Origin of the sequence: Micromonospora sp. NPDC005087 (genome assembly GCF_042872965.1) — a bacterium.
In the GTDB taxonomy this organism is placed as follows: Bacteria; Actinomycetota; Actinomycetes; order Mycobacteriales; family Micromonosporaceae; genus Micromonospora.
Map to the genome: position 1 here is coordinate 76,502 of NZ_JBIALB010000016.1, position 19,001 is coordinate 95,502.

20 protein-coding genes and 1 riboswitch are annotated in these 19,001 nt (G+C 72.1%); of the genes, 9 read left to right on the plus strand and 11 right to left on the minus strand.

All coding sequences use genetic code 11. The features are described from left to right. Nucleotides 1-165: 165 nt before the first annotated feature. The 3 genes from ACFYPS_RS28845 (at nucleotide 166) to ACFYPS_RS28855 (ending at nucleotide 4,053) form a co-directional block, all read left to right on the plus strand. A complete protein-coding gene (locus ACFYPS_RS28845) occupies nucleotides 166-1,062 on the plus strand; it encodes a DUF222 domain-containing protein (RefSeq protein ID WP_354967306.1) in 897 nt (298 codons plus the stop codon). Beyond that, nucleotides 984-1,325 carry an HNH endonuclease signature motif containing protein gene (locus ACFYPS_RS28850; RefSeq protein WP_354967305.1) on the plus strand — a complete coding sequence of 114 codons (342 nt, stop codon included), beginning with the start codon at nucleotides 984-986 and terminating at the stop codon, nucleotides 1,323-1,325. The genes ACFYPS_RS28845 and ACFYPS_RS28850 overlap by 79 nt, the downstream gene beginning before the upstream one ends. A 484-nt stretch (nucleotides 1,326-1,809) precedes the next feature. Beyond that, nucleotides 1,810-4,053, plus strand: a complete 2,244-nt coding sequence (locus ACFYPS_RS28855; protein ID WP_354967304.1) for an AAA family ATPase — start codon at nucleotides 1,810-1,812, stop codon at nucleotides 4,051-4,053. Here the strand turns inward: ACFYPS_RS28855 and ACFYPS_RS28860 are convergent. Genes ACFYPS_RS28860 through ACFYPS_RS28875 form a run of 4 tightly spaced genes read right to left on the minus strand, consistent with a single transcriptional unit; the run spans nucleotide 4,033 to nucleotide 6,326 of the window. Then, nucleotides 4,033-4,638, minus strand: coding sequence for a hypothetical protein (locus ACFYPS_RS28860; RefSeq protein ID WP_387328467.1), 606 nt, complete (start codon nucleotides 4,636-4,638; stop codon nucleotides 4,033-4,035). The genes ACFYPS_RS28855 and ACFYPS_RS28860 overlap by 21 nt on opposite strands. A 4-nt stretch (nucleotides 4,639-4,642) precedes the next feature. Then, nucleotides 4,643-4,990, minus strand: a complete 348-nt coding sequence (locus ACFYPS_RS28865; RefSeq protein WP_354967302.1) for a YbaB/EbfC family nucleoid-associated protein — start codon at nucleotides 4,988-4,990, stop codon at nucleotides 4,643-4,645. A gap of 11 nt (nucleotides 4,991-5,001) precedes the next feature. Beyond that, nucleotides 5,002-5,928, minus strand: a complete 927-nt coding sequence (locus ACFYPS_RS28870; RefSeq protein WP_354967301.1) for a WXG100 family type VII secretion target — start codon at nucleotides 5,926-5,928, stop codon at nucleotides 5,002-5,004. Further along, on the minus strand, nucleotides 5,925-6,326 hold the full coding sequence (locus tag ACFYPS_RS28875; protein WP_354967300.1) for a type VII secretion target: 402 nt from the start codon (nucleotides 6,324-6,326) through the stop codon (nucleotides 5,925-5,927). The genes ACFYPS_RS28870 and ACFYPS_RS28875 overlap by 4 nt, the downstream gene beginning before the upstream one ends. Before the next feature lie 133 nt (nucleotides 6,327-6,459). On the opposite strand from ACFYPS_RS28875, the gene ACFYPS_RS28880 reads away from it, so the two are divergent. The 5 genes from ACFYPS_RS28880 to ACFYPS_RS28900 all read left to right on the plus strand — a co-directional run bounded on the left by ACFYPS_RS28880 (nucleotide 6,460) and on the right by ACFYPS_RS28900 (nucleotide 9,972). Beyond that, the gene (locus ACFYPS_RS28880; protein WP_354967299.1) at nucleotides 6,460-7,098 is read left to right on the plus strand and encodes a transporter; all 639 of its coding nucleotides are present in this window, start codon (nucleotides 6,460-6,462) and stop codon (nucleotides 7,096-7,098) included. After that, nucleotides 7,095-7,406, plus strand: a complete 312-nt coding sequence (locus tag ACFYPS_RS28885) for a transcriptional regulator (protein WP_354967298.1) — start codon at nucleotides 7,095-7,097, stop codon at nucleotides 7,404-7,406. Before ACFYPS_RS28880 ends, ACFYPS_RS28885 begins: the two co-directional genes overlap by 4 nt. Further along, entirely contained in the window at nucleotides 7,403-8,353 is a 951-nt protein-coding gene (locus ACFYPS_RS28890) for an ABC transporter ATP-binding protein (RefSeq protein WP_354967297.1), read from the plus strand. The genes ACFYPS_RS28885 and ACFYPS_RS28890 overlap by 4 nt, the downstream gene beginning before the upstream one ends. Before the next feature lie 14 nt (nucleotides 8,354-8,367). Continuing rightward, the gene (locus ACFYPS_RS28895; protein WP_354967296.1) at nucleotides 8,368-9,105 is read left to right on the plus strand and encodes an ABC transporter permease; all 738 of its coding nucleotides are present in this window, start codon (nucleotides 8,368-8,370) and stop codon (nucleotides 9,103-9,105) included. A gap of 93 nt (nucleotides 9,106-9,198) precedes the next feature. After that, nucleotides 9,199-9,972, plus strand: coding sequence for a VOC family protein (locus ACFYPS_RS28900; protein WP_354967295.1), 774 nt, complete (start codon nucleotides 9,199-9,201; stop codon nucleotides 9,970-9,972). Nucleotides 9,973-9,982: 10 nt separating this feature from the next. Here ACFYPS_RS28900 and ACFYPS_RS28905 read toward each other — a convergent pair whose 3' ends face one another. The 4 genes from ACFYPS_RS28905 to ACFYPS_RS28920 form a co-directional block, all read right to left on the minus strand. Further along, a complete protein-coding gene (locus ACFYPS_RS28905) occupies nucleotides 9,983-10,798 on the minus strand; it encodes an ABC transporter ATP-binding protein (RefSeq protein ID WP_387328474.1) in 816 nt (271 codons plus the stop codon). Further along, on the minus strand, nucleotides 10,795-11,892 hold the full coding sequence (locus tag ACFYPS_RS28910; RefSeq protein WP_354967366.1) for an iron ABC transporter permease: 1,098 nt from the start codon (nucleotides 11,890-11,892) through the stop codon (nucleotides 10,795-10,797). The genes ACFYPS_RS28905 and ACFYPS_RS28910 overlap by 4 nt, the downstream gene beginning before the upstream one ends. A gap of 91 nt (nucleotides 11,893-11,983) precedes the next feature. Continuing rightward, nucleotides 11,984-12,919 (minus strand): ABC transporter substrate-binding protein, encoded by a 936-nt coding sequence (locus ACFYPS_RS28915; protein ID WP_354967294.1) that lies wholly within the window; start codon nucleotides 12,917-12,919, stop codon nucleotides 11,984-11,986. Nucleotides 12,920-13,007: 88 nt separating this feature from the next. Further along, a riboswitch (cobalamin riboswitch) is annotated at nucleotides 13,008-13,153 on the minus strand. Nucleotides 13,154-13,294: 141 nt separating this feature from the next. Continuing rightward, entirely contained in the window at nucleotides 13,295-15,172 is a 1,878-nt protein-coding gene (locus tag ACFYPS_RS28920; protein ID WP_354967293.1) for a M14 family zinc carboxypeptidase, read from the minus strand. Nucleotides 15,173-15,383: 211 nt separating this feature from the next. On the opposite strand from ACFYPS_RS28920, the gene ACFYPS_RS28925 reads away from it, so the two are divergent. After that, on the plus strand, nucleotides 15,384-16,739 hold the full coding sequence (locus ACFYPS_RS28925) for a C39 family peptidase (RefSeq protein WP_354967292.1): 1,356 nt from the start codon (nucleotides 15,384-15,386) through the stop codon (nucleotides 16,737-16,739). A 62-nt stretch (nucleotides 16,740-16,801) separates the two neighbouring features. Here the strand turns inward: ACFYPS_RS28925 and ACFYPS_RS28930 are convergent, their stop codons facing one another. The 3 genes from ACFYPS_RS28930 to mqnE all read right to left on the minus strand — a co-directional run bounded on the left by ACFYPS_RS28930 (nucleotide 16,802) and on the right by mqnE (nucleotide 18,793). Next, complete coding sequence (locus ACFYPS_RS28930) at nucleotides 16,802-17,092, minus strand: DUF4229 domain-containing protein (RefSeq protein WP_354967365.1); 291 nt, start codon at nucleotides 17,090-17,092, stop codon at nucleotides 16,802-16,804. Nucleotides 17,093-17,162: 70 nt separating this feature from the next. Beyond that, nucleotides 17,163-17,600 carry a hypothetical protein gene (locus tag ACFYPS_RS28935; RefSeq protein ID WP_354967291.1) on the minus strand — a complete coding sequence of 146 codons (438 nt, stop codon included), beginning with the start codon at nucleotides 17,598-17,600 and terminating at the stop codon, nucleotides 17,163-17,165. A 23-nt stretch (nucleotides 17,601-17,623) separates the two neighbouring features. Continuing rightward, the gene (gene mqnE / locus ACFYPS_RS28940) at nucleotides 17,624-18,793 is read right to left on the minus strand and encodes an aminofutalosine synthase MqnE (protein WP_354967290.1); all 1,170 of its coding nucleotides are present in this window, start codon (nucleotides 18,791-18,793) and stop codon (nucleotides 17,624-17,626) included. Nucleotides 18,794-19,001: the final 208 nt, after the last annotated feature.

Genomic DNA, 19,001 nt, shown 5'->3' on the forward strand with positions numbered 1-19,001 from the left:
CCCCATGATCCCGGCCGCAGGCGCCAGCCGCCATCACCCCCGCAGGCCGCGCAGAGCGCGCCCGCGTCGTCGGCGTTCTGCCGCCTCCAGAGCGCGGGTCAGAGCGGCGCAGCGGCATTGCGCCAGATCAGGGAAAGTGTCGTACACCTGTTCCATTTTCGCTTCATGTTGAGGGCGTTGGCGCAGGCGGGCGGAGCCGTCGACGACTGCGCCGAGGCCGCCCCGTGGACGCTCTCCGACGCCGAGTTGCTCGCGTCGCTCGACGCGACGCACACGGTCGCGCAGCGGCTGGCCACCGTCCAGCTCGGGCTGGTGCGCGAGCTGGACGCCCGCGGCCTTGCGGTCGCCCAGGGCGCCTCGTCCACCGCAGTCTGGCTTCGGGAGCGGCTCCGACTCTCCGGTCGATCCGCCCGCCAGCTGGTCCAGCTCGCCGCCACCGTCGACGCCGCGCCGTCCGCGGTGCGCGACGCCCTGCTCACCGGTGCCATCACCGTCGAGCAGGGCCGGGTGGTGGCGGAGACGATCGGGGACCTTCCGGTCGAGGCGGGGCCGGAGGTAACCGACAAGGCCACCCAGCTGCTCATCGCGTGGGCCGACCGGTTCGACCCGGCCATCCTGAGCCGTCTCGGGGCCCGTGTCCTCAGCCACGTCGCGCCGGACCTGGCCGACCAGGCAGAGCTGGCAGCGCTCGAGAGGGCCGCCGAGCGGGCCGAGGCCGGCCGGCACGTCACCCTCTCCGAGCAACAGGACGGGCAGGTACGCCTGAGCGGCAGCCTCGACACCGAGACCGCGAGCCTGCTGCGCGAGGCGATCGATCCGCTGTGCGCCCCGGCAGGCGCGCACGACGACCGCAGCCCCGGTCAACGCCGGGCGGACGCGCTCGGCGAGATCTGCCGGTTGGCGCTGCGCACCTGGAGACCGGGGCGTGCCTCACGCCAGCGTCGGTCCGTCGCCTCGCCTGCGACGCCTCCGTGCTGCCCGCCGTGTTGGGCGGCAACAGCCAGGTCCTGGACGTCGGGCGTCAGCGGCGGCTCTTCACCGGGCCCCTGCGCCGCGCACTGATACTGCGGGATGGCGGCTGCGCCTTTCCCGGCTGCGACCGACCACCCCGATGGTGCGACGGCCACCACGTCCAACACTGGGCCGACGGCGGCGCGACGGCGCTGGGCAACGCCGTCCTGCTCTGCGGCTACCATCACCGCCTCCTCCATCAGGGCGACTGGACGGTCCGCATCGCGGCGGACGGCCAGCCGGACTTCCTCCCGCCCCGCTGGCTCGACCCGCTCCGCACCCCGCGCCGCAACCTCTACCACCGGCGCTGCTGACACGAAAGGCAATGCCTTCGCGCCAGAGGGCTCCGGCAGTACGCCGCGCCGGGCCACATCGCCGCGCCTCCGCATCGCTGCGCCCCCAAGCGGCGCGCCCGCAGCGGCGCGCCCGCAGCGCCGCACTTCCCCCACGCCGCGTCGCGGCGCCCCGACCGGCGCGCCCCAGCGCCGCGCCTCCCTCAACGCCGCATCGCCGCGCCCCAGCGGCGCGCTCCCAGCGCCGTACCTCCCCAACGCCGCGTCGCCGCGCCCCCAACACCGCGTCGCCGCGACCTCAGCGACGCCGCCGCGGCGCCACGCCGTCTCTATCGGGTGGTCGCGTCGGTAATTCGGTAGAAGCGTCGGGCGCGGAAGCGTAGAGTTGCAGGCCGCTTGACGGCCGAGGTGAGCTGCACCGGAACGGACGTCCCCGCGCCGGGCGGCCGGCCATCCGCCCCCGGACACGCGAGCGCGCAGCAGATGTGAACGATGGGACGTCAGCATGCCCGCACTCGACCTCGACACCCACCTCGACACGGATCTCGCCGCCGAGCGCGCGCACCTCGCCACCTCGCGGGAGGCGCTACGGCGGATGCGGGAGCGGGCCGAGGCCCTCTTCGCCACCGGGGACCAGGTGGCCGGCGACGCCTACGCGGCAGAGACGCTCGGCCGCACGTTGTCCCGTCGGGTGGCCGAACTGGCCGACGATCCGACAACGCCGCTCTTCTTCGGCCGCCTCGACTTCTCCGGAACCACGGACAGCGGGACCGGCGACGACGCCTCGGGCACGGGCACCAGCGCCGGGTCGGGCACGACCAGGGCCACCGGCACAACCGGTGCGGACACCACCGGCGCGGCAGGCACGAGCCGCGCGGACACCGCCGGCCGCACAGGCACAACCGGCGCCGACACCACCGCCGGGGAGGCCAGCAGCGGCAGCGGCGATCATGACGGGCGGCGGTACCACGTGGGGCGGCGGCATGTCAGCGACGAGCTGGGCGAGCCGTTGGTGCTGGACTGGCGGGCGCCGGTCTCCCGGTCGTTCTACCGGGCCAGCGCGCGGGATCCGCAGGGGGTGGCGGTCCGGCGCCGGTTCGGGTTCAGCAACGGAGTGCTGACCAGCTTCGAGGACGAGCGACTGGACCGGGGCGAGGAGCTGGGCACGACCAGCCGGATCCTCACCGCCGAGATCGAGCGGCCGCGCGTCGGGCCGATGCGGGACATTGTCGCCACCATCCAGCCGGAGCAGGACGAGCTGGTCCGGGCCGATCTGGCCGACTCGATCTGCGTGCAGGGCGCGCCGGGCACCGGGAAGACGGCGGTTGGCCTGCACCGGGCCGCGTACCTGCTCTACGTGCACCGGGAGCGGTTGCGACGCGCGGGTGTGCTGATCGTCGGACCGAACCGGGCGTTCCTGTCGTACATCGCGGCGGTGCTGCCGGCACTCGGCGAGGTTGAGGTCGAGCAGGCCACCATGGAGGAGTTGATCTCGCGGGTGCCGGTCCGGGCGGTCGAGTCGCCGGCGGTCGCCGCGCTCAAGCACGACGTTCGGATGGCCAGCGTGCTGCATCGCGCGGTGCAGGCACAGATCGGCACGCCGACCGACTCGATCACCGTGTCGGACGGCTCGTTCCGGTGGCGGATCGGGCTGGAGCCGCTGCACCGGATCGTCGAGGAGACCCGCCGGGAGGGGCTGCCGTACGGCACCGGCCGGGAGCGGGTCCGGGCGCGGGTGGTGAGCCTGCTGCAACGGCAGGCCGAGGCGCGGCGGGCGGAGTCGCCCAGCGACGCCTGGCTGCGCCGGATGGGTCGATGCCGACCGGTGACCGATCTCCTGGACGCGGTCTGGCCGGCGCTCACCCCCGAGGGCCTCGTACACGGCCTGCTGGCCGACCCGGCGCGGCTCGCCACCGCGGCGGACGGGCTGCTCAGCGACACCGAGCAGGCGCTGCTGACCTGGGCGAAGCCGGCCCGTACGGCGAAGGCGACCCGCTGGACCGCGGCCGACGCGGTGCTGATCGATGAGGCGACCGGGTTGCTGGAACGGCCCTCCGGGTTCGGGCACGTGGTGGTGGACGAGGCGCAGGACCTCTCGCCGATGCAGTGCCGGGCCATCGCCCGGCGCAGCGAGCACGGCTCGGTCACGCTGCTCGGCGACCTCGCGCAGGGCACCTCGCCGTGGTCGGCGACGAACTGGCGGGAGTCGCTGGCCCACCTGGGCAAGCCGGACGCGGTGGTGGTCCCGCTGACGGTCGGCTTCCGGGTGCCCGCCGCGGTGGTCGCGTTCGCCAACCGGCTGCTGCCGGCGCTCGCGGTGGACGTACCCCCGGCCGAGTCGCTGCGCCGCGACGGCGGCCTGGACGTGCGTACGGTGACCGACCTGACCGCCGCGACGGTGGCCGAGGTGCGCGCGGCGCTCGCGCACGACGGCTCGGTCGGTGTGATCGCCGCGGACGACGCGGTCGACGGGCTGCGCGCGGCGCTGGCCGCCGCCGGCGTCCCGACCGCCACAGCCGACGACGTGGCCGACGCGGAGCGGGTCACCGTGGTGCCCGCGACGCTGGTCAAGGGCCTGGAGTACGACCACGTGGTGGTGGTCGAGCCGGCCGCGATCGTCGCGGCCGAGGCGCGCGGGCTGCACCGGCTGTACGTGGTGCTGACCCGGGCGGTGTCCCGGCTCGCGGTGTTGCACCGCGAGCCGCTGCCCGCGCCGCTGCTGACCTGGTCAGCGACCGGAGAGGGCTGAGGCGATCTCGCGCAGCGGCTTGCCGGGCTCGGCGATCGGCACCGTGAAGGCCAACCACGAGCCGTCGGTGAACTCCACCCGGAGCCGCTTCGTGTTGAGCCGGTGCCAACCCACCCGGGCGTCGACCACCGCGGCCCGGGGCGCCGACCAGACGACCCGGGTGTCGGCCACCGCCTGCTCGTCGTCGGCCCGGCTCGACCAGAGCTTCACCGGCCCGGACGCGCACACGAGCAACCGCCGGTCGGTGACGGCGAGGACCGTGTCGTGGAGCATGACCGCCGGGGGCACCGGTCGCCGCGAGTGTTGCAGCGTCGAGGCGAACGAGCCGGGGACGCCCCGGCCGGCCACCCCGTGGGTGATGCGGTCGACGATCCGGTCCCCCGCCGGGAAGGACACCAGCGGCGAGATCAGGTTGAGCAGCACCGAGGAGACCCCGCCGCCGGCGCGGGAGGGCTCCGGCTGCTCCGTGGTCGGCGGGTCGGCCGGCAGGACACCGTGGGCGACCTCCGTCTTCGCGACGGCGAGCACCTGTTCGCCCGGCTCGACCAGCTGGGTCAGCCGTTCCTGGTAGCTGATGTCCGCCATCGGCTCAGTATCGGTCCGGGCGGTCGCCGGCCGGCCGTCCGGCGCCGGGCGCGTCGCCGATCACCTCGCCCACCAGGTCGCGGACCCGGGCGGCGGCCGCCTGCTGGGCCCGGCTGGCGGCGGCGGTGAACTCCTCGGCGAGGGTGTACGAGTCGAGGCGCATCGCCCGCGCGTCGATCTCCGACGAGACGATCGTGCCGTCCGCGGCGGCGGTGACCCGGACCAGACCGGAGTCGCTCACCCCCTCGGCGTTGCTCTGCTCGATCTCGGTCATCTTGCTGGCCAACTCGCGCTGCCAGCCGTCCAGGTTGCGGGCCAGCGCCTCGATGCGGTCCAAACCGGGAAAGGTCATGTCGGTCCCTCTCAGGTCAGGATGGAGTCGAAGATATTTTGCACGCCCTTGGTGTACGGGCCCAGATCCTCGCGGTACGTGCCGTCCACCAGGTAGTTGCGGTCCTTGGTGCCGTCCGAGATGTCGTGCAGCCCGACTCCGGTGTCCAGCAGGGCGCCGCCGATGCCGGGGATGTTCACCGGGGACGTGTGGTTGATCAGGAACTTGCCCGGGAAGAGCGTCTTGAACTTCTCGATCTGGAACGCCCTGGCCTCGGCCGACCAGCCGGACTTGTTCCACGCCCGGTACGCCTTTTTCGCCTTGCGGATCTCCAGCACCGCCCGGCGGTACTTCATCAGCAGCTCGGCGACCTTCTGCATCTTGGTGGCCAACTTCGTCAGGATCTCGGCGAACCGCGCCACGATCTTGACCATCCGGCCGACGGTGGTGGCGAGCCGGGCCAGCACCCGGACGACCGTCGCCGCGAGCGAGATGCCGGCGCTGAGCGCCGCCGCCACCGCCGCGATGATCACCTCGGTGAGGAACCAGAGCAGGAACTCCAGGATCAGCTCGACCAGCAGGTTGAACGCGTCGACCGCCGCGTTGGCCGCGTCGACCAGCACCTCCTTGGTGCCGTCCAGCCCTTGGGCCAGTTCCTCGATCGCCTCCTCCACCGAGGCCATCGAGGCGTGGAAACTCTCGGCTGCGTCGCCCGTCCAGGCACCGCGGAGCCGGGCCCGGTCCTGGACCTGCTCGCCGGCGATCTCGCGGACCGCCGCACCGGTGGTCAGGCAGAGTTGGGCGGCGTTCATCAGGTCGTCCGGCTCGCCGGCAACGAGTTCGAGGAGTTGCTCGAAGGGCCAGAGCACCGCGTTGGACAGTGGCTTGAACGGGTCGGGGGTGCCCGACACGATCTGCTCGAAGTAGGTCTTGTTGCGCTGCAACGCCTCGGTGCTCACGCGGACACCTGCCCGGTCGGGCCGCCGGCGCCAGCGCCGGGGGACAACGGGCCGGGCGCGATGACGTCGGGAGCGGCCGGCCGGCCGGGCACGAACATGTCGGTGTTGGCCACGTCGGTGCCGGTGTAGGCGTCGGCGGTGTCGCGGAGACCTTCGGCGATGTCCGCCATCACCTCGGCGCCGTCGGCCAGCCCCTGAAGGCACGCCTCGAACTGCTCGGCGTACGTCGCCGCGAGACCGAACGACGCCGGCATCACCCCGAAGGCGTGCCGCGGGACGTGCCCGTCGCCGAATGAGCGGTGCAGCTCGCGAAAGCGGGCCGCCCGGTCGGTGGAGGACGCGGCGAACGCGGTCAAGGCCTCCGGCTGGACCTCCAGCTCGCTACTCGGGCTCGACACGGACCCTCCCCTGTGTCCTGTGCGACGGGTCAGCCGCACAGTTCTCCACCATAGGCACTCCGCGCGGGCGCCGGTGCCCCGGGCGACAGCAGCGAGAACCGGCCCATTGACTTTGCAGCGTAAAGTACTTTGCGTGGAACCCGACGACGACCTGCCACCCCCCGCCGCCGCGGCGGCGCTTCAACTGATCCGCGAGCAGCGGGGGGCGACCGCACGCCGACTCGAACCGGACGCCCGGCTCCTCTACTGGCCGTGGGGCGTCGCCTGGCTGGTCGGCTTCGGGCTGCTCTTCCTGCGCTTCTCCCCCGACGGTCGGATGCTGGTCCGGATGCCCGACTGGCTGCCCGTGACCGTGCTCTTCCTCCTGTTGGTGGTCGCCGCGCTGATCCAGGCGGTGGTTGGCGCACGGGCGTACGGGCAGGTGACCGGGGACTCGTCCCGGCGCGGGCTCTGGTACGGCTGCTCCTGGGCCCTGGGTTCGTTGAGCGTGTACGCGGCGGTCGGCCGGGTCGTCGACCACCTGCCGCACGACCTGGGGGCCCTGCTCTGGTCGGCGACCGCCGTCGCGCTGACCGGTGCGCTGCACATGGCCGGCGGGGCCATCTGGCTGGACCGGAACCTGTTCCGGCTGGGTGTCTGGATCAGCCTGATCAACGTCATCGGCACGTTCGCGGGCCCGGGCTGGCACGCGCTGGTGATCGCGGTGGCCGGCGGTGGCGGAATCCTGGTCGCCGGGACGGTCGGGCGGCTGCGACAGCGGCACCGCCAGTGACCGAGCTGGATCCGGTGATCCACGCGCAGGCCCGGCTGCGTGTGGTCGCGAGCCTCTCCGCACTCGGTGACGGCGACCGGATCGCCTTCCCCCGGTTGCAGGAGCTGCTCGCGATGACCGCCGGCAACCTCTCCGTGCACCTGCGCAAGCTCGAGGACGCCGGCTACGTCGAGATCAGCAAGACCCATCGCGGACGCACCCCGGCCACCCTGATCCGGCTCAGCCGGCGGGGCCGGCTGGCGTTCGAGGAGTACACCGAGACCATCCGCACCCTGCTCGACCCCACCTTGTCGAAGGAGCAGTCATGATCCTCGCCCGCGCCGACCAGGCCAGCCGCCGGTACGGCGACGTCCTCGCCCTCGACCGCGTCGACCTCGACGTCCGGGCCGGTGAGCTGGTCGGCCTGCTCGGCCCGAACGGCGCCGGCAAGAGCACCCTGATGAACCTGCTGGTCGGTCTGCGCCGACCCAGCTCCGGGCGGGTCGAGCTGTTCGGCGGCGACCCCCGCGACCCGGCGTCCCGGCGACAGATCGGGGTCACCCCGCAGGAGACCGGCCTACCCGGGACGCTGCGCGTCGGTGAGGTCGTCGACTTCGTCTCCGCGCACTACCCGGACCCGGTGCCCCGGGGAGAACTGCTCGACCGCTTCGGCCTGGGTGACCTCGCCCGACGACAGACCGGTGGCCTCTCCGGTGGGCAGCGCCGCCGGCTCGCGGTGGCGCTGGCGTTCGTCGGCCGGCCCCGACTGGTGCTGCTCGACGAGCCGACCACCGGCCTGGACGTGGCCGCCCGGCACACCCTGTGGGACGCGATCCGGGCGTTCCACACCGACGGCGGGACCGTCCTGTTGAGCAGCCACTACCTGGAGGAGGTGGAGGCGCTGGCCCGCCGGGTCGTGGTGATCGGGCAGGGCCGGGTGCTCGCCGACGACACCGTGGACGCGGTGCGCGGCATCGTCGGCGTACGCCGGGTCAGCCTGGTCGCCGACGACCTGCCCGAGCTGCCCGGCGTGGTCCGCACCGAACGGATCGACGGCCGGCTGCACCTGCTCACCACCGACGCCGACCAGTTGGTCCGGGCGCTGGTCACCGCTGGGACCGCCTTCGCCGACCTGGAGGTCCGGCCCACCTCGCTGGAGGAGGCGTTCCTGGCCATCACCAACGGGAGCGAGCCCGCCACCGGGACAGAGCCCACCGGCGGCAAGCCCGCGCAGCCCGCCACCGCCGCCGCCGGCAGCCGACCGACCACCGCCTGAGGAGGCGAATCACCGTGCAGCTCGCCCTGGTTCACGCCCGCTACCAGCTCCTGGAGATCATCCGAATCCCGGTGGCGGTCTTCGGCAGCGCCTTCTTCCCGGCCGCCGCGATGATCTTCTTCGTGGTGCCGTTCGCCGGCGACGACCCGGTCGGTGCCACCTTCGCCACCGCGTCGATGGTCACCTTCTCGGTGATGAGCGCCAACATCTTCCAGTACGGCGTCGGTGTCGCCGAGGACCGCGACCAGCCGTGGAATCCGTACACCCGGACCCTGCCGGCCGGGCCGGCACCCCGGTTCGCCGGCCGGGTGCTGGCCGGCCTGGCGCTGACGTACCTCTCGCTGATCCCGGTCGCGGTGATCGGCGCGACGCTAACCGCGGCCCAGATCACCCCGGCGGCGTTCCTGCTGGCCGTCGTCACCGTGGCCGTCATCTCGGTCCCGTTCACGCTGATGGGGCTCGCCATCGGCTACTCGCTGCCGAGCAAGGCGGCGATCGTGGTGGCGCAGGTCGTCTTCCTGCCGCTCGCGTTCGGCGGCGGACTGCTCTCCGCACCGGGGGAAGCACCCGGGTTCATCGAGACGATCGCGCCGTTCCTGCCCACCCGGGGGGCCGCCGAGCTGATGTGGGCCGCGGTGGGCGACTACCAGATCGAGCCGCTGTCAGTGATCATGCTCGGCGTCTGGGTGGTGCTGCTCGCCACGCTCGCGGGCTGGGCGTACCGGCGGGACGAGGGTCGCCGGTTCAGCTGACGATTCGTCCGTTTCCGCCCCGGGCCGCGGCCGGACGGTGCCAGGATTCCGGCAGGGGGCCGTCGTGGCCGCCGGGCCGAGAGGGGTCTTGACGTGAGCACCGTCCCGCCGGGTACGCCCTGCTGGGCCGACCTGGCCACCCCGGACCTGACCGACGCGCGGCGCTTCTATCCCGAGCTGTTCGGGTGGACCGGCCGGGTGACACCGGAGCCGGAGGCGGGCGGGTACACCATCTTCCAGCTCGACGGGCGGTCGGTGGCCGGAGCCGGGCCGCCGGCGATCCCGGACCAGGTGCCGATCTGGTCGACGTACCTCGCCACGGACGACGCGGAACTGGTCGCCGGTCGGGTCGAACGCGCGGGTGGACAGGTCGTGGTGCCGCCGTTCGAGGTCTTCGACCGGGGCCGGATGGCGGTCTTCGCCGACCCGGCGGGCGCCACGTTCAGCGTCTGGCAACCGCTGGCGATGCCTGGCGCCGAGGTGTTCAACGTGCCGGGCGCGATGAGCTGGACGGAGCTGGTCACCCCGGACCCGGAGGGCGCGAAGGTCTTCTACGAGCTGGTGTTCGGCTGGCAGCCGGACGACCAACCCGTCGGCGGGATGACGTACACCGGGTGGCGGCTCGGTACGCAGATCGTCGCCGGGATGATGCCGCCGTTCGCCGACGACTTCCCGGCCGACCTGCCGGCGTACTGGACGGTGTACTTCGCGGTGGCCGACGCGGACGCCGCCGCGGCCCGCGCCGCCGAGCTCGGTGGGACCATCCTGGTGCCGCCCCGGGACAACCCGGCGGGCCGGTTCGCCGCCCTGCGCGACCCCCAGGGGGCCCTCTTCTCCGTCATCGACCTCGGCCCGGACGGGGACTGACCGTCCGGGCTCAGCGGGGGCGGACGGGGACGACGAGCGGCCCGTGCGCGCCGGGCACGACCCGGACGCTGGCCCGGTAGTGGGTGGCGAGCAGGTGTTCGGTCAGCACCTCGTGCGGGCTCCCGACGGCCACCACCCGCCCGTCGGCGATCAGCACCATCCGGTCGGCGTACTCGCCGGCCAGGGAGAGGTCGTGCATGGTGGCGAGCACGGTCAGGCCGTGCTCGCGGCGCAAATGGTCGACCAGCTCCAGCACCTCCTGCTGGTGGCCGATGTCCAGCGCGCTGGTCGGCTCGTCGAGCAGCAGCAGCGTCGCGCCCTGGGCCAGCGCCCGGGCGAGGAAGACCCGCTGCCGTTCACCACCGGAGAGGGTGGCCAGCTCCCGGCGTTGGAAGCCGGTGAGGTCCAACCGGTCGAGCACGTCGTGCACGGCGGCCACGTCCGCGGCGGACTCCCGGCCCAGTGGCGGGATGTAGGGGGTACGCCCGAGCAGCACGTAGTCCAGCACCGACATCCCGGGCGGCACCACCGGGGACTGGGCCACCGTGGCCACCACCCGGGCCCGGTCGCGGCGGCGCAGCGCGGCGCTCGGCGTACCGAACAGGGAGATCGCCCCCGGCGCGGGCAGCAACCCGCCGACGGCGCGCAGCAAGGTCGACTTGCCGGCGCCGTTCGGGCCGATCACGGTGACCCACTCGCCGGCGGCGACGGTGAGGTCGACGCCGGTGAGGATCGGTGTGCCGCCCAGGCTGACGTGCAGCCCCCGCACCTCGACCGCCGGCGCGCGGGCCGCGTCGTCCGGGCCGGCGGCGGGTTCGGGGATCACGTGAGCACCCGGCGGGCGGTACGCAGCACGAGCACGAAGAACGGGCCGCCGAGCAGGGCGGTGACCACCCCGATCGGAATCTCGGCCGGAGCGGCGGCGGTGCGGGCCACCACGTCCGTCAGCGCCAGGAACGCGGCGCCGAACAGCAACGACAGCGGCAGGATCACGCGGTAGCTCGCCCCGGCGAGCAACCGGACGGTGTGCGGCACGATGATGCCGACGAAGCCGATCAGGCCGGTCGCGGAGACCGCCGCGGCGGTGCCCAGCGAGGCGGCCGCGATCAGCAGGTAGCGGGAACGCTGCGGGTGCAGACCGAGGCTCCTCGCCTCGTCGTCGCCGACCGCGAGGACGTCCAGCTCGCGGCGGTGCAGCAGCACCACCACGGTGGTCAGCACGGCGTACGGCAACACCAGCAGCACATCGTGCCAGCCGGCGGTGGCCAGCCGGCCGAGCAGCCAGGAGTAGACCGGCTGGATGCTGTCGGAGTGCCGTTGCAGCAGGTACGTCTGCCCGGCGGAGAGGAACGCGGAGACCGCCACCCCGGCCAGGATCAGCATCGCCGGTGACCGGCTCCGCCCACCGGCGCCGCCGAGAAGGTAGGTCATCGTCACGGCGAGCAGCGAGCCGGCGAACGCGGCCAGCGGGATGGTCAGCGGCAGGCCGGTGATCGCGCCCTGCCGGCCGACGCCGCCGAGGGCGATCACCGCGGTGACCGCGAGCCCCGAGCCGGCTGCCACGCCGAGCAGGTACGGGTCGGCCAGCGGGTTGCGGAACACCCCCTGGTAGCAGCCGCCGGCCAGGGCGAGCAGGCCGCCGACGAGCAGGCCCAGCACCACCCGGGGAAGCCGCAGCTCGGTGACGATGGCGATCTCCCGCTCGGTCAGCCCGCTCTCCAGGTGCACCCCGGGTATCAGGTTGAGCAGCTCGGCGGCGACGCTGCCCGGCGGCAGGCTGATCGGGCCGAGCGACACCCCGGCGACCAGCGCGAGGAGCACCGCGACCACGCCGGCGGCCAGCCAGCGCTTGCGCAGCCCGGCGGGCCGCGACGCGGGTGGCGTCGCGGCCGGCCGGGTGGGTGGCGCCGGGGTGGCCACCAGCGGCTCCCCGGTCACCGAGCCTTCTTCCGTTCGTGACCGCGAGGCTCGCAACCCCGGTTCACTCCTCGCGCTCACCGACGGACGACGGTCACGCGGGCACCTTGGCGACCGCGTCGATGATGACCCGGAGCAGGTCCACGACCCGCGGGCCCCAGCGCGAGGCGATGTCGTCATCCAGCGCGACCACCTGGTTGTTCTTCACCGCGCTCAGCCCGGCCCAGCCGCTGCGCGCCCGGACCGAGTCGGCGTTCTGCTGGCAGCACTTGGAGTCGGCCAGGAAGACGAAGTCCGGGTTGGCCTTGACGATGAACTCCTGGGACAGCTGCGGGTAACCGCCGCTCTTGCCGTCCGCGTCGGCCGGATCCGCGATGTTGGCCAGACCGACCTGGCTGTAGAGCGAGCCCATGAAGGTCTTGCTGGTCACGCTGTACAGCTCCGGGCCCAGCTCGTGGTAGTAGGTGAGCTTCTCGGCGCGCTGCGGCAGGTCCTTGACCAGCTTGGCGATGTCGTCCTTCATCCGGCCGGCGACGTCGGTCGCCTGGTCGGCGTGGCCGGTCAGCGTGCCCAGCTCGGCGATCTGCCGGTACGAGTCGTCCAGGGTGACCGCCGCGGGGGTGAGGTAGACCGGGATCTTCAGCTTGCCGAGCTGGTCGACGATCTTGTTGGTGTCGTTCGCGAGCACCACCAGGTCGGGGCCCTTACCGGCGATCGCCTCGGCGTTGGGCTGGAAGCCGGACAGGTCGCTCTTGGGCGCGTCGGCCGGATAGTTGGACTGGTCGTCGACCGCGCTCACCTGCGGGCCGGCGCCGATGGCGAAGAGCATCTCGGTGGCGGTGGGCGAGAGCGAGAGGATCTTCTCGGGGCGCTTGTCGAGCGTGAGCGAGCCGACCGTCACCGGGTAGCTGGCGGCCGCGGAGCTGCCGCTCGCGGTCGGCTCGTCGGCGGTCTTCTCCGCGCACGCGCCCAGGGCGAGTGCGGCGACCGCGAGGGTCGCGGCGAAGAGCCGGGGGGTACGTCTGAACATGGGACCTCCTGTCGGTCGAGGAGTGTGGTGCTTCGCCGACAGGGACTTTCGTACGCCCGCCCACGAGGCGCCCTTCCTCGAGAGCGCGTGTCGCGACCGATCCGCAGGCGACCTGGCTCGTCCCCGCCGTCAGGACGGGGCATCACAGTTGCGGGACAGCGCCGGTTTCGCACCGGCTTCGCTGCGGAGTGGTCGCTAAGACGGTAGCGCACCGCCTGGACGTGCCGGATCGATCAAGGGCCAATCGCCGCGTGTCGATCACCTTGGCCCCGGGAAGGTGGGGCGAGATGACCGACCGACGGCGATATGTCGCGCATCGCGGGGGTCAGAAACGGGTGGTGGGGCCCCGCAGGGGCGGAACGGGGCCCCATCCGATCAGGAGGCGCTGATGGTGACGTTGTCCACAGCCGCCTCCACGAGGCTGGCGCCGGAGGCGTCCGCCACCTCGATGAGGATGCGCACCGACTGGCCGGCGTACGGGGTGAGGTTGAGGTTCGCCACCGCCCAGCTGCCGTTGCGGTTGCTCGCCGCGCCGGCCTGGGTGAGCAGCGCCGTGGTGCCACCGTTGTGCACCACGCTCACCCGCAGGTAGTCCGCCGACGAGGCGTTCGAGCCGTGCGCCAGGTACCAGGCCAGCGAGAGGGTCAGCGTGCCGGTCGACGGCAGCGTCACCGCCGGGGACCGGGCGCTGGTCACCCCGCCGTCGACGTCGTGGTCACCCGCCGCCGAACCGGCGAGCCGACCGGTGACCAGGTCGTTGGCGCCGGCGTACGGGGTGAGCTGCTTGGCCCCGGAGGAGGTGGTCGCCTGGGCGGCACCCCGTTCCCAGGCCCCGAGGGTCGCGGTGTCGGTGCCGGACGGGTTGATGGTCCAGCCGGTCGCGGTCTCGAAGGTGTCCGACCAGACCGTGGTGCCGCCACCACCGCCGCAGTACTGCGCCTGCTTGCCGATCGCCCGGTACGGGCAGTCGGCGTACTCGCTGAGCATCAGCACCGCCTCCCGGTTGCGGGAGGTCTGTGCGGGGATCACCTCGTCGGGCGGGTAGAAACCACCGCCGCCGGACGATCCTGGATACATCTCGAAGGTGTACGCCCAGATGCCGTGGGTGGCCCACATCCAGTCGATGCTGTCCCCGTCGGTGATGTAGAGGTCGCTGGACTGCTCCGGGGTGTAGTTGTTGGTGGCCGCCATCTGCTGGCCGATGGTGGCGAAGGTGTTGTACTGGTCGGCGCTCATCCCCGGCCCGGTGTTCGCGGTCGTGTAGCCGTACGGCCAGAGCACCAGCTGCGAGTAGGTGTGGAAGTCGATGTTGGCCTTGATCTGCTGCGTTCCGCCGACGACCCGGCTGTTGACGAAGTTGCGCAGTGCCTGCGTCTCGGGCGCGGAGAACGCCGACGGTCCACGGTAGGTCTCGGACGAGGTGGAGCCGGACGAGCCGCCGCAGCAACCCCAGTTGTAGGACCAGTTGCGGTTCAGGTCGGTGCCGACGTTGGAGGAGCCGCTGTTGGGCTGCCGGTTCTTGCGCCAGGACCGGTACGACCCGGTGGCGATGTCGTACTCGCTACCGTCCGGGTTGACCGTCGGCACGATCCAGATCTCCCGGCCGTTGACGATGTTGGTGATCCGGGAGTCGGAGCCGTAGCTGTCGGTGAAGAGGTTGAGCAGGTAGATCGCCATCTCGACGGTCAGGTGCTCGCGGGCGTGCTGCTGGGCGTTGAAGAGGAGTTCCGGCTCGCTCTCGTCGGTGCCCACGTTGTCGGAGATCTTCACGGCCATCAGGTCGCGGCCCTCGTACGACGAACCAATGCTGATCTTGCGGGCGATCGCCGGATGGTCGGCGACGACCTGGTTCACGACGGCGGTCAGTTCCGCGTAGTCGTGGTAGTTGGAGTCGGCGGGCGGGAAGGCCAGTGTGCCCATCTCTCCGGCGCCGCGCTCGGCGTTCGGCGGCGGGGCGAGCGGTTCGAGTCGGAAGCCGAGCTTGCCGATCTCGGCGGCCTCACCCGCGGTGGCCGAGACGTGCAGCACGCCGTGTTCGGAGTAGTCGATGGCGGCCCCGGTGCGGGCCACCGCATTGCGGTCGGCGACGGTCCGGGGGCCGAGCACCCGGTAGCCGGCGGCGGCCGGCTCGGCGGTCCGGTCCGGCGCCGGCCGCGCGAAGACCGGCCCGGTGGCGACGGTGACGATTCCCAGCCCGGTGACGACGGCGAGCACCAGGACGCGGCGGAGAGGGATGGGCGTGCGGAGGGCCATGGACTACCTCCTCGAAGGGCGGGAGAACCCGCTCGGTGGAGGACACTTCACCACCTGTCACATGGTCATATCAATATCCGTCGCTGCCTCTTGCATCCCAGGCGGATCATCGCGGCGGCAATGATTTTCCATCCGTCGACATCTGGCGAAACTTCCTTCCGGCGGCGACACTGACCAGCAACGATGTCCCTCTCGACACCGCGGAGCCCCCATGGCCAGATCCCGTTTACGCACGGCCGCCCTCGCCGGCGTCACCGCGCTCGCCCTGCTCACCACCGTCGCACCCGCGGCAGCCGCCGCACCACTCACCGGCGGCCGACCGCCCGCAACCGCCCACGACGAGCAGATCACCTTCCAGGACTGGTCCGGGCCCGCCGACTGGCACCGGGGCAGCCGGGCCGGCACCCGCGTGGTGCCCGGCGCCCGATCGGGCGTCACGCTGGCCCGCCCGGCCGGCACCACCGAGTACGCCGACCCGCACACCGGCGTCACCCGCAGCTGGGAGTACGGCACCTGGACCTCCCCGGTGACCCGGGTCGGCTTCGACGCCACCGAGCTGATCGCGTCCTGGAACGCCGAGACCCCCGCCGGCACCTGGATCCAGGTGGAGATGCAGGGCAGCTACACCAGCGGTGACCAGACCCCGTGGTACGTCATGGGCCGCTGGGCGTCCGGCGACAGTGACATCAGGAGGACCAGCGTCAACCGGCAGGGCGACCCCTGGTCGACGATCTGGACCGACACCTTCAGCATCGACGACGCCGCCGTCGGGGTGCTGCTGCGGTCGTACCAGCTGCGACTGACCCTCTACCGGGCGCCCGGGCAGACCGCCGCGCCGGTGGTCCGGATGCTCGGCACGATGAGCTCGACCGTGCCGGACCGCTTCACCGTCACGCCGAGCGCCGGGCACATCGCCTGGGGCCGCGAGCTGCCGGTGCCGCGCTACTCGCAGAACGTGCACTCCGGGCACTACCCCGAGTACGACGGCGGTGGTGAGGCGTGGTGCTCCCCCACCTCGACCGAGATGGTGGTCGAGTACTGGGGACGCCGGCCGTCCGCGGCCGACACCTCCTGGGTGGACCCGACCTACCCCGACCCGACGGTCAACCACGCCGCCCGGATGACCTACGACTACACGTACGACGGCGCGGGCAACTGGCCGTTCAACACCGCGTACGCGGCCAGCTTCCCCGGCCTGGAGGGGCGGGTGACCCGACTGCACTCACTGGACGAGCTGGAGCGTTTCATCGCCGCAGGCATTCCGGTGGTGACCAGTCAGTCCTTCCTCGCCAGCGAGCTGGACGGGGCGAACTACGGCACCTCCGGGCACCTGTTCGTGGTGGTCGGCTTCACCGCCGACGGCGACGTGATCGTCAACGACCCGGCCTCGTCCAGCAACGACGTGGTGCGCAACGTCTACAAGCGTGCCCAGTTCGAGCAGATCTGGCTGCGGACCAAGCGGGTCAACGCCACCGGCGGCGTCTCCGGCGGCTCGGGCGGCGTCGCATACCTCATCAAGCCGACGAGCAAGCCCTGGCCGAAGGTCTCGGGCTCCACCAACTGGTAGAGCGTGGTTGATCATGAAGTTATTGCCCGGCCGATCGGCGTGTCGGAGCAATAACTTCATGATCAACGCGGGGGCTGGTCGGTGGGGGGTTGGTCGGTGGAGGGGGGCTGGTCGTCGCCGGCCAGGGCCGAGCGGAGGCGTTCCTTCTCCGCTCGGCGGCGCTCGGTCGCGCCGGCCATCTCCTCGGCCATCTCCTCCCGCCAGCCGCGCAGCAGGAAGAAGGAGAGCGCGGCCGAGAAGGCCAGCGCCAGGATCAGCTTCAGGAACACGCTCATGTCGATCAGCCAGAGGCCCGCCAGCACGGCGACGAACAGCCCGATCCGACCCAGCGTGTACTTGACCGCCGCGCTCACCCGCACCACTCCGTTCTCCGTCACCCGCCGGTGCCGGCGGAAGGTCGATCCGCCCGGCGGGCGGTCGGGGTCAGCCGGTCCGGCGGGCCAGCCAGCGGACGCCCGGGAACCAGACCGCCGCGTACGCCACGGTGAACGCCGCCGCCGCCAACGTTCCGGACAGCAGCGGCGGCAACCCGGCGCCCAGACCGGCGATCAGCAGCCCCGCGAACACCCCGACGGCGGCGGCGACCAGTGCCGCCACCACCCGGGCCGCGCCGAACTCCCAGGCCCGGAAATCGTCCCAGAACAGCCACGCCGGCAGGATCACCGCCAGCCAACCGTTGGTGTGCCCGAAGTCGCCGGCGCCCATCGAGGCGAACGCCCAGTCGAACAGCACGAGCGCCAGCGCACCGATGACCAGGCCGGCCAGGCACACCCCGAGCAGATCGCCGAGGGTACGGACGCGTCCCTCGGCGTCCCGTCGGGGGAAGCCGCCCTGCCGCTCCGGTCCTCGTTGCTCAGTCATCGACTGCGAGGGTACGTGGCGGTTCAGGCCCACACCTGCTGCGGCTCGGCGCGCCGCTCGGCCAGCGACGGGGCCTTGTCGTACTCCCGGACCACGTTGTAGCGGGTGTCCCGCTCGACCGGCTGGAAGCCGGCGTCCCAGATCAGGTGCAGCAGGTCGTCGCGGTGCATGGTGTTCGGGGTGCCGTACGAGTCGGCGTCGTGGGTGATCTTGTATTCGACCACCGAGCCGTCCAGGTCGTCCACGCCGAAGTTCAGCGAGAGCTGGGCCACCGAGAGCCCGTGCATCACCCAGAAGTTCTTCACGTGCGGCACGTTGTCGAAGAGCAGCCGGGAGACGGCGAACGTCTTCAACGACTCGGCCGGCGAGGCCATCGTGGTGCGCGCCTGGATCTTGTTACGGATCTTGCCGTCCGCCGAGTCCACGAAGTCGTGCTGGTATCGCAGCGGGATGAAGACCGCGAAGCCGTTGGTCTCGTCCTGCAGCTCGCGCAGCCGCAGCACGTGGTCGACCCGGTGCCGGGGCTCCTCGATGTGGCCGTACAACATGGTCGCCGGGGTCTTCATGCCCTTGCTGTGCGCCAGGGCGTGGATGCGCGACCAGTCCTCCCAGTGGCAGGCGTGGTCGACGATGTGCTGGCGGACCTCCCAGTCGAAGATCTCCGCGCCACCACCGGTCAGCGACTCCAGGCCGGCGTCCATCAGCTCGTCGAGGATCTCGTCGGCGCTCAGGCCGCTGATCTTCTCGAACCACTGCACCTCGGTCGCCGTGAAGCACTTGAGCTTGACGTTGGGCAGCGCCGCCTTCAGCTCACGCAGCACCTTCGGGTAGTAACGCCAGGGCAGCGTCGGGTGCAGGCCGTTGACGATGTGCAGCTCGGTGAGCTGCTCGTCCTCCATCTCCTTGGCCTTGCGGACCGCCTCGTCGATGCGCATCGTGTACGCGTCCTTCTCGCCCGGCTTGCGCTGGAACGAGCAGTACGCACAGGACGCCGAACAGACGTTGGTCAGGTTGAGGTGCCGGTTGACGTTGAACATCACCCGGTCGCCGTTGAGCTCGGTGCGCTTGTGGTGCGCCAGCCGCCCCAGCCAGGCCAGGTCGTCGCTGTCGTAGAGGGCGACCCCGTCCTCACGGGTCAGCCGCTCACCGGCGTACACCTTCGCTTCGAGCTCACGCTTGAGTCCGGCGTCCATGGCACGTCCCTTCCACCTGCGGTCCCGGTCGAGCGTACGTCGGGACGCCGACCGGCCCGGCGGCACGGTCGGCGACAGCGACCGACTTCACCAGACTCTCAGCCTCCCGTAACCCGGCGATGCATCGACATCACTGCCCGCGTGCGGTAAGACAGGGTGGGGCGGAACACACACTGGTACCGTCCCGACGGCCGCGCCACCGAGCGCG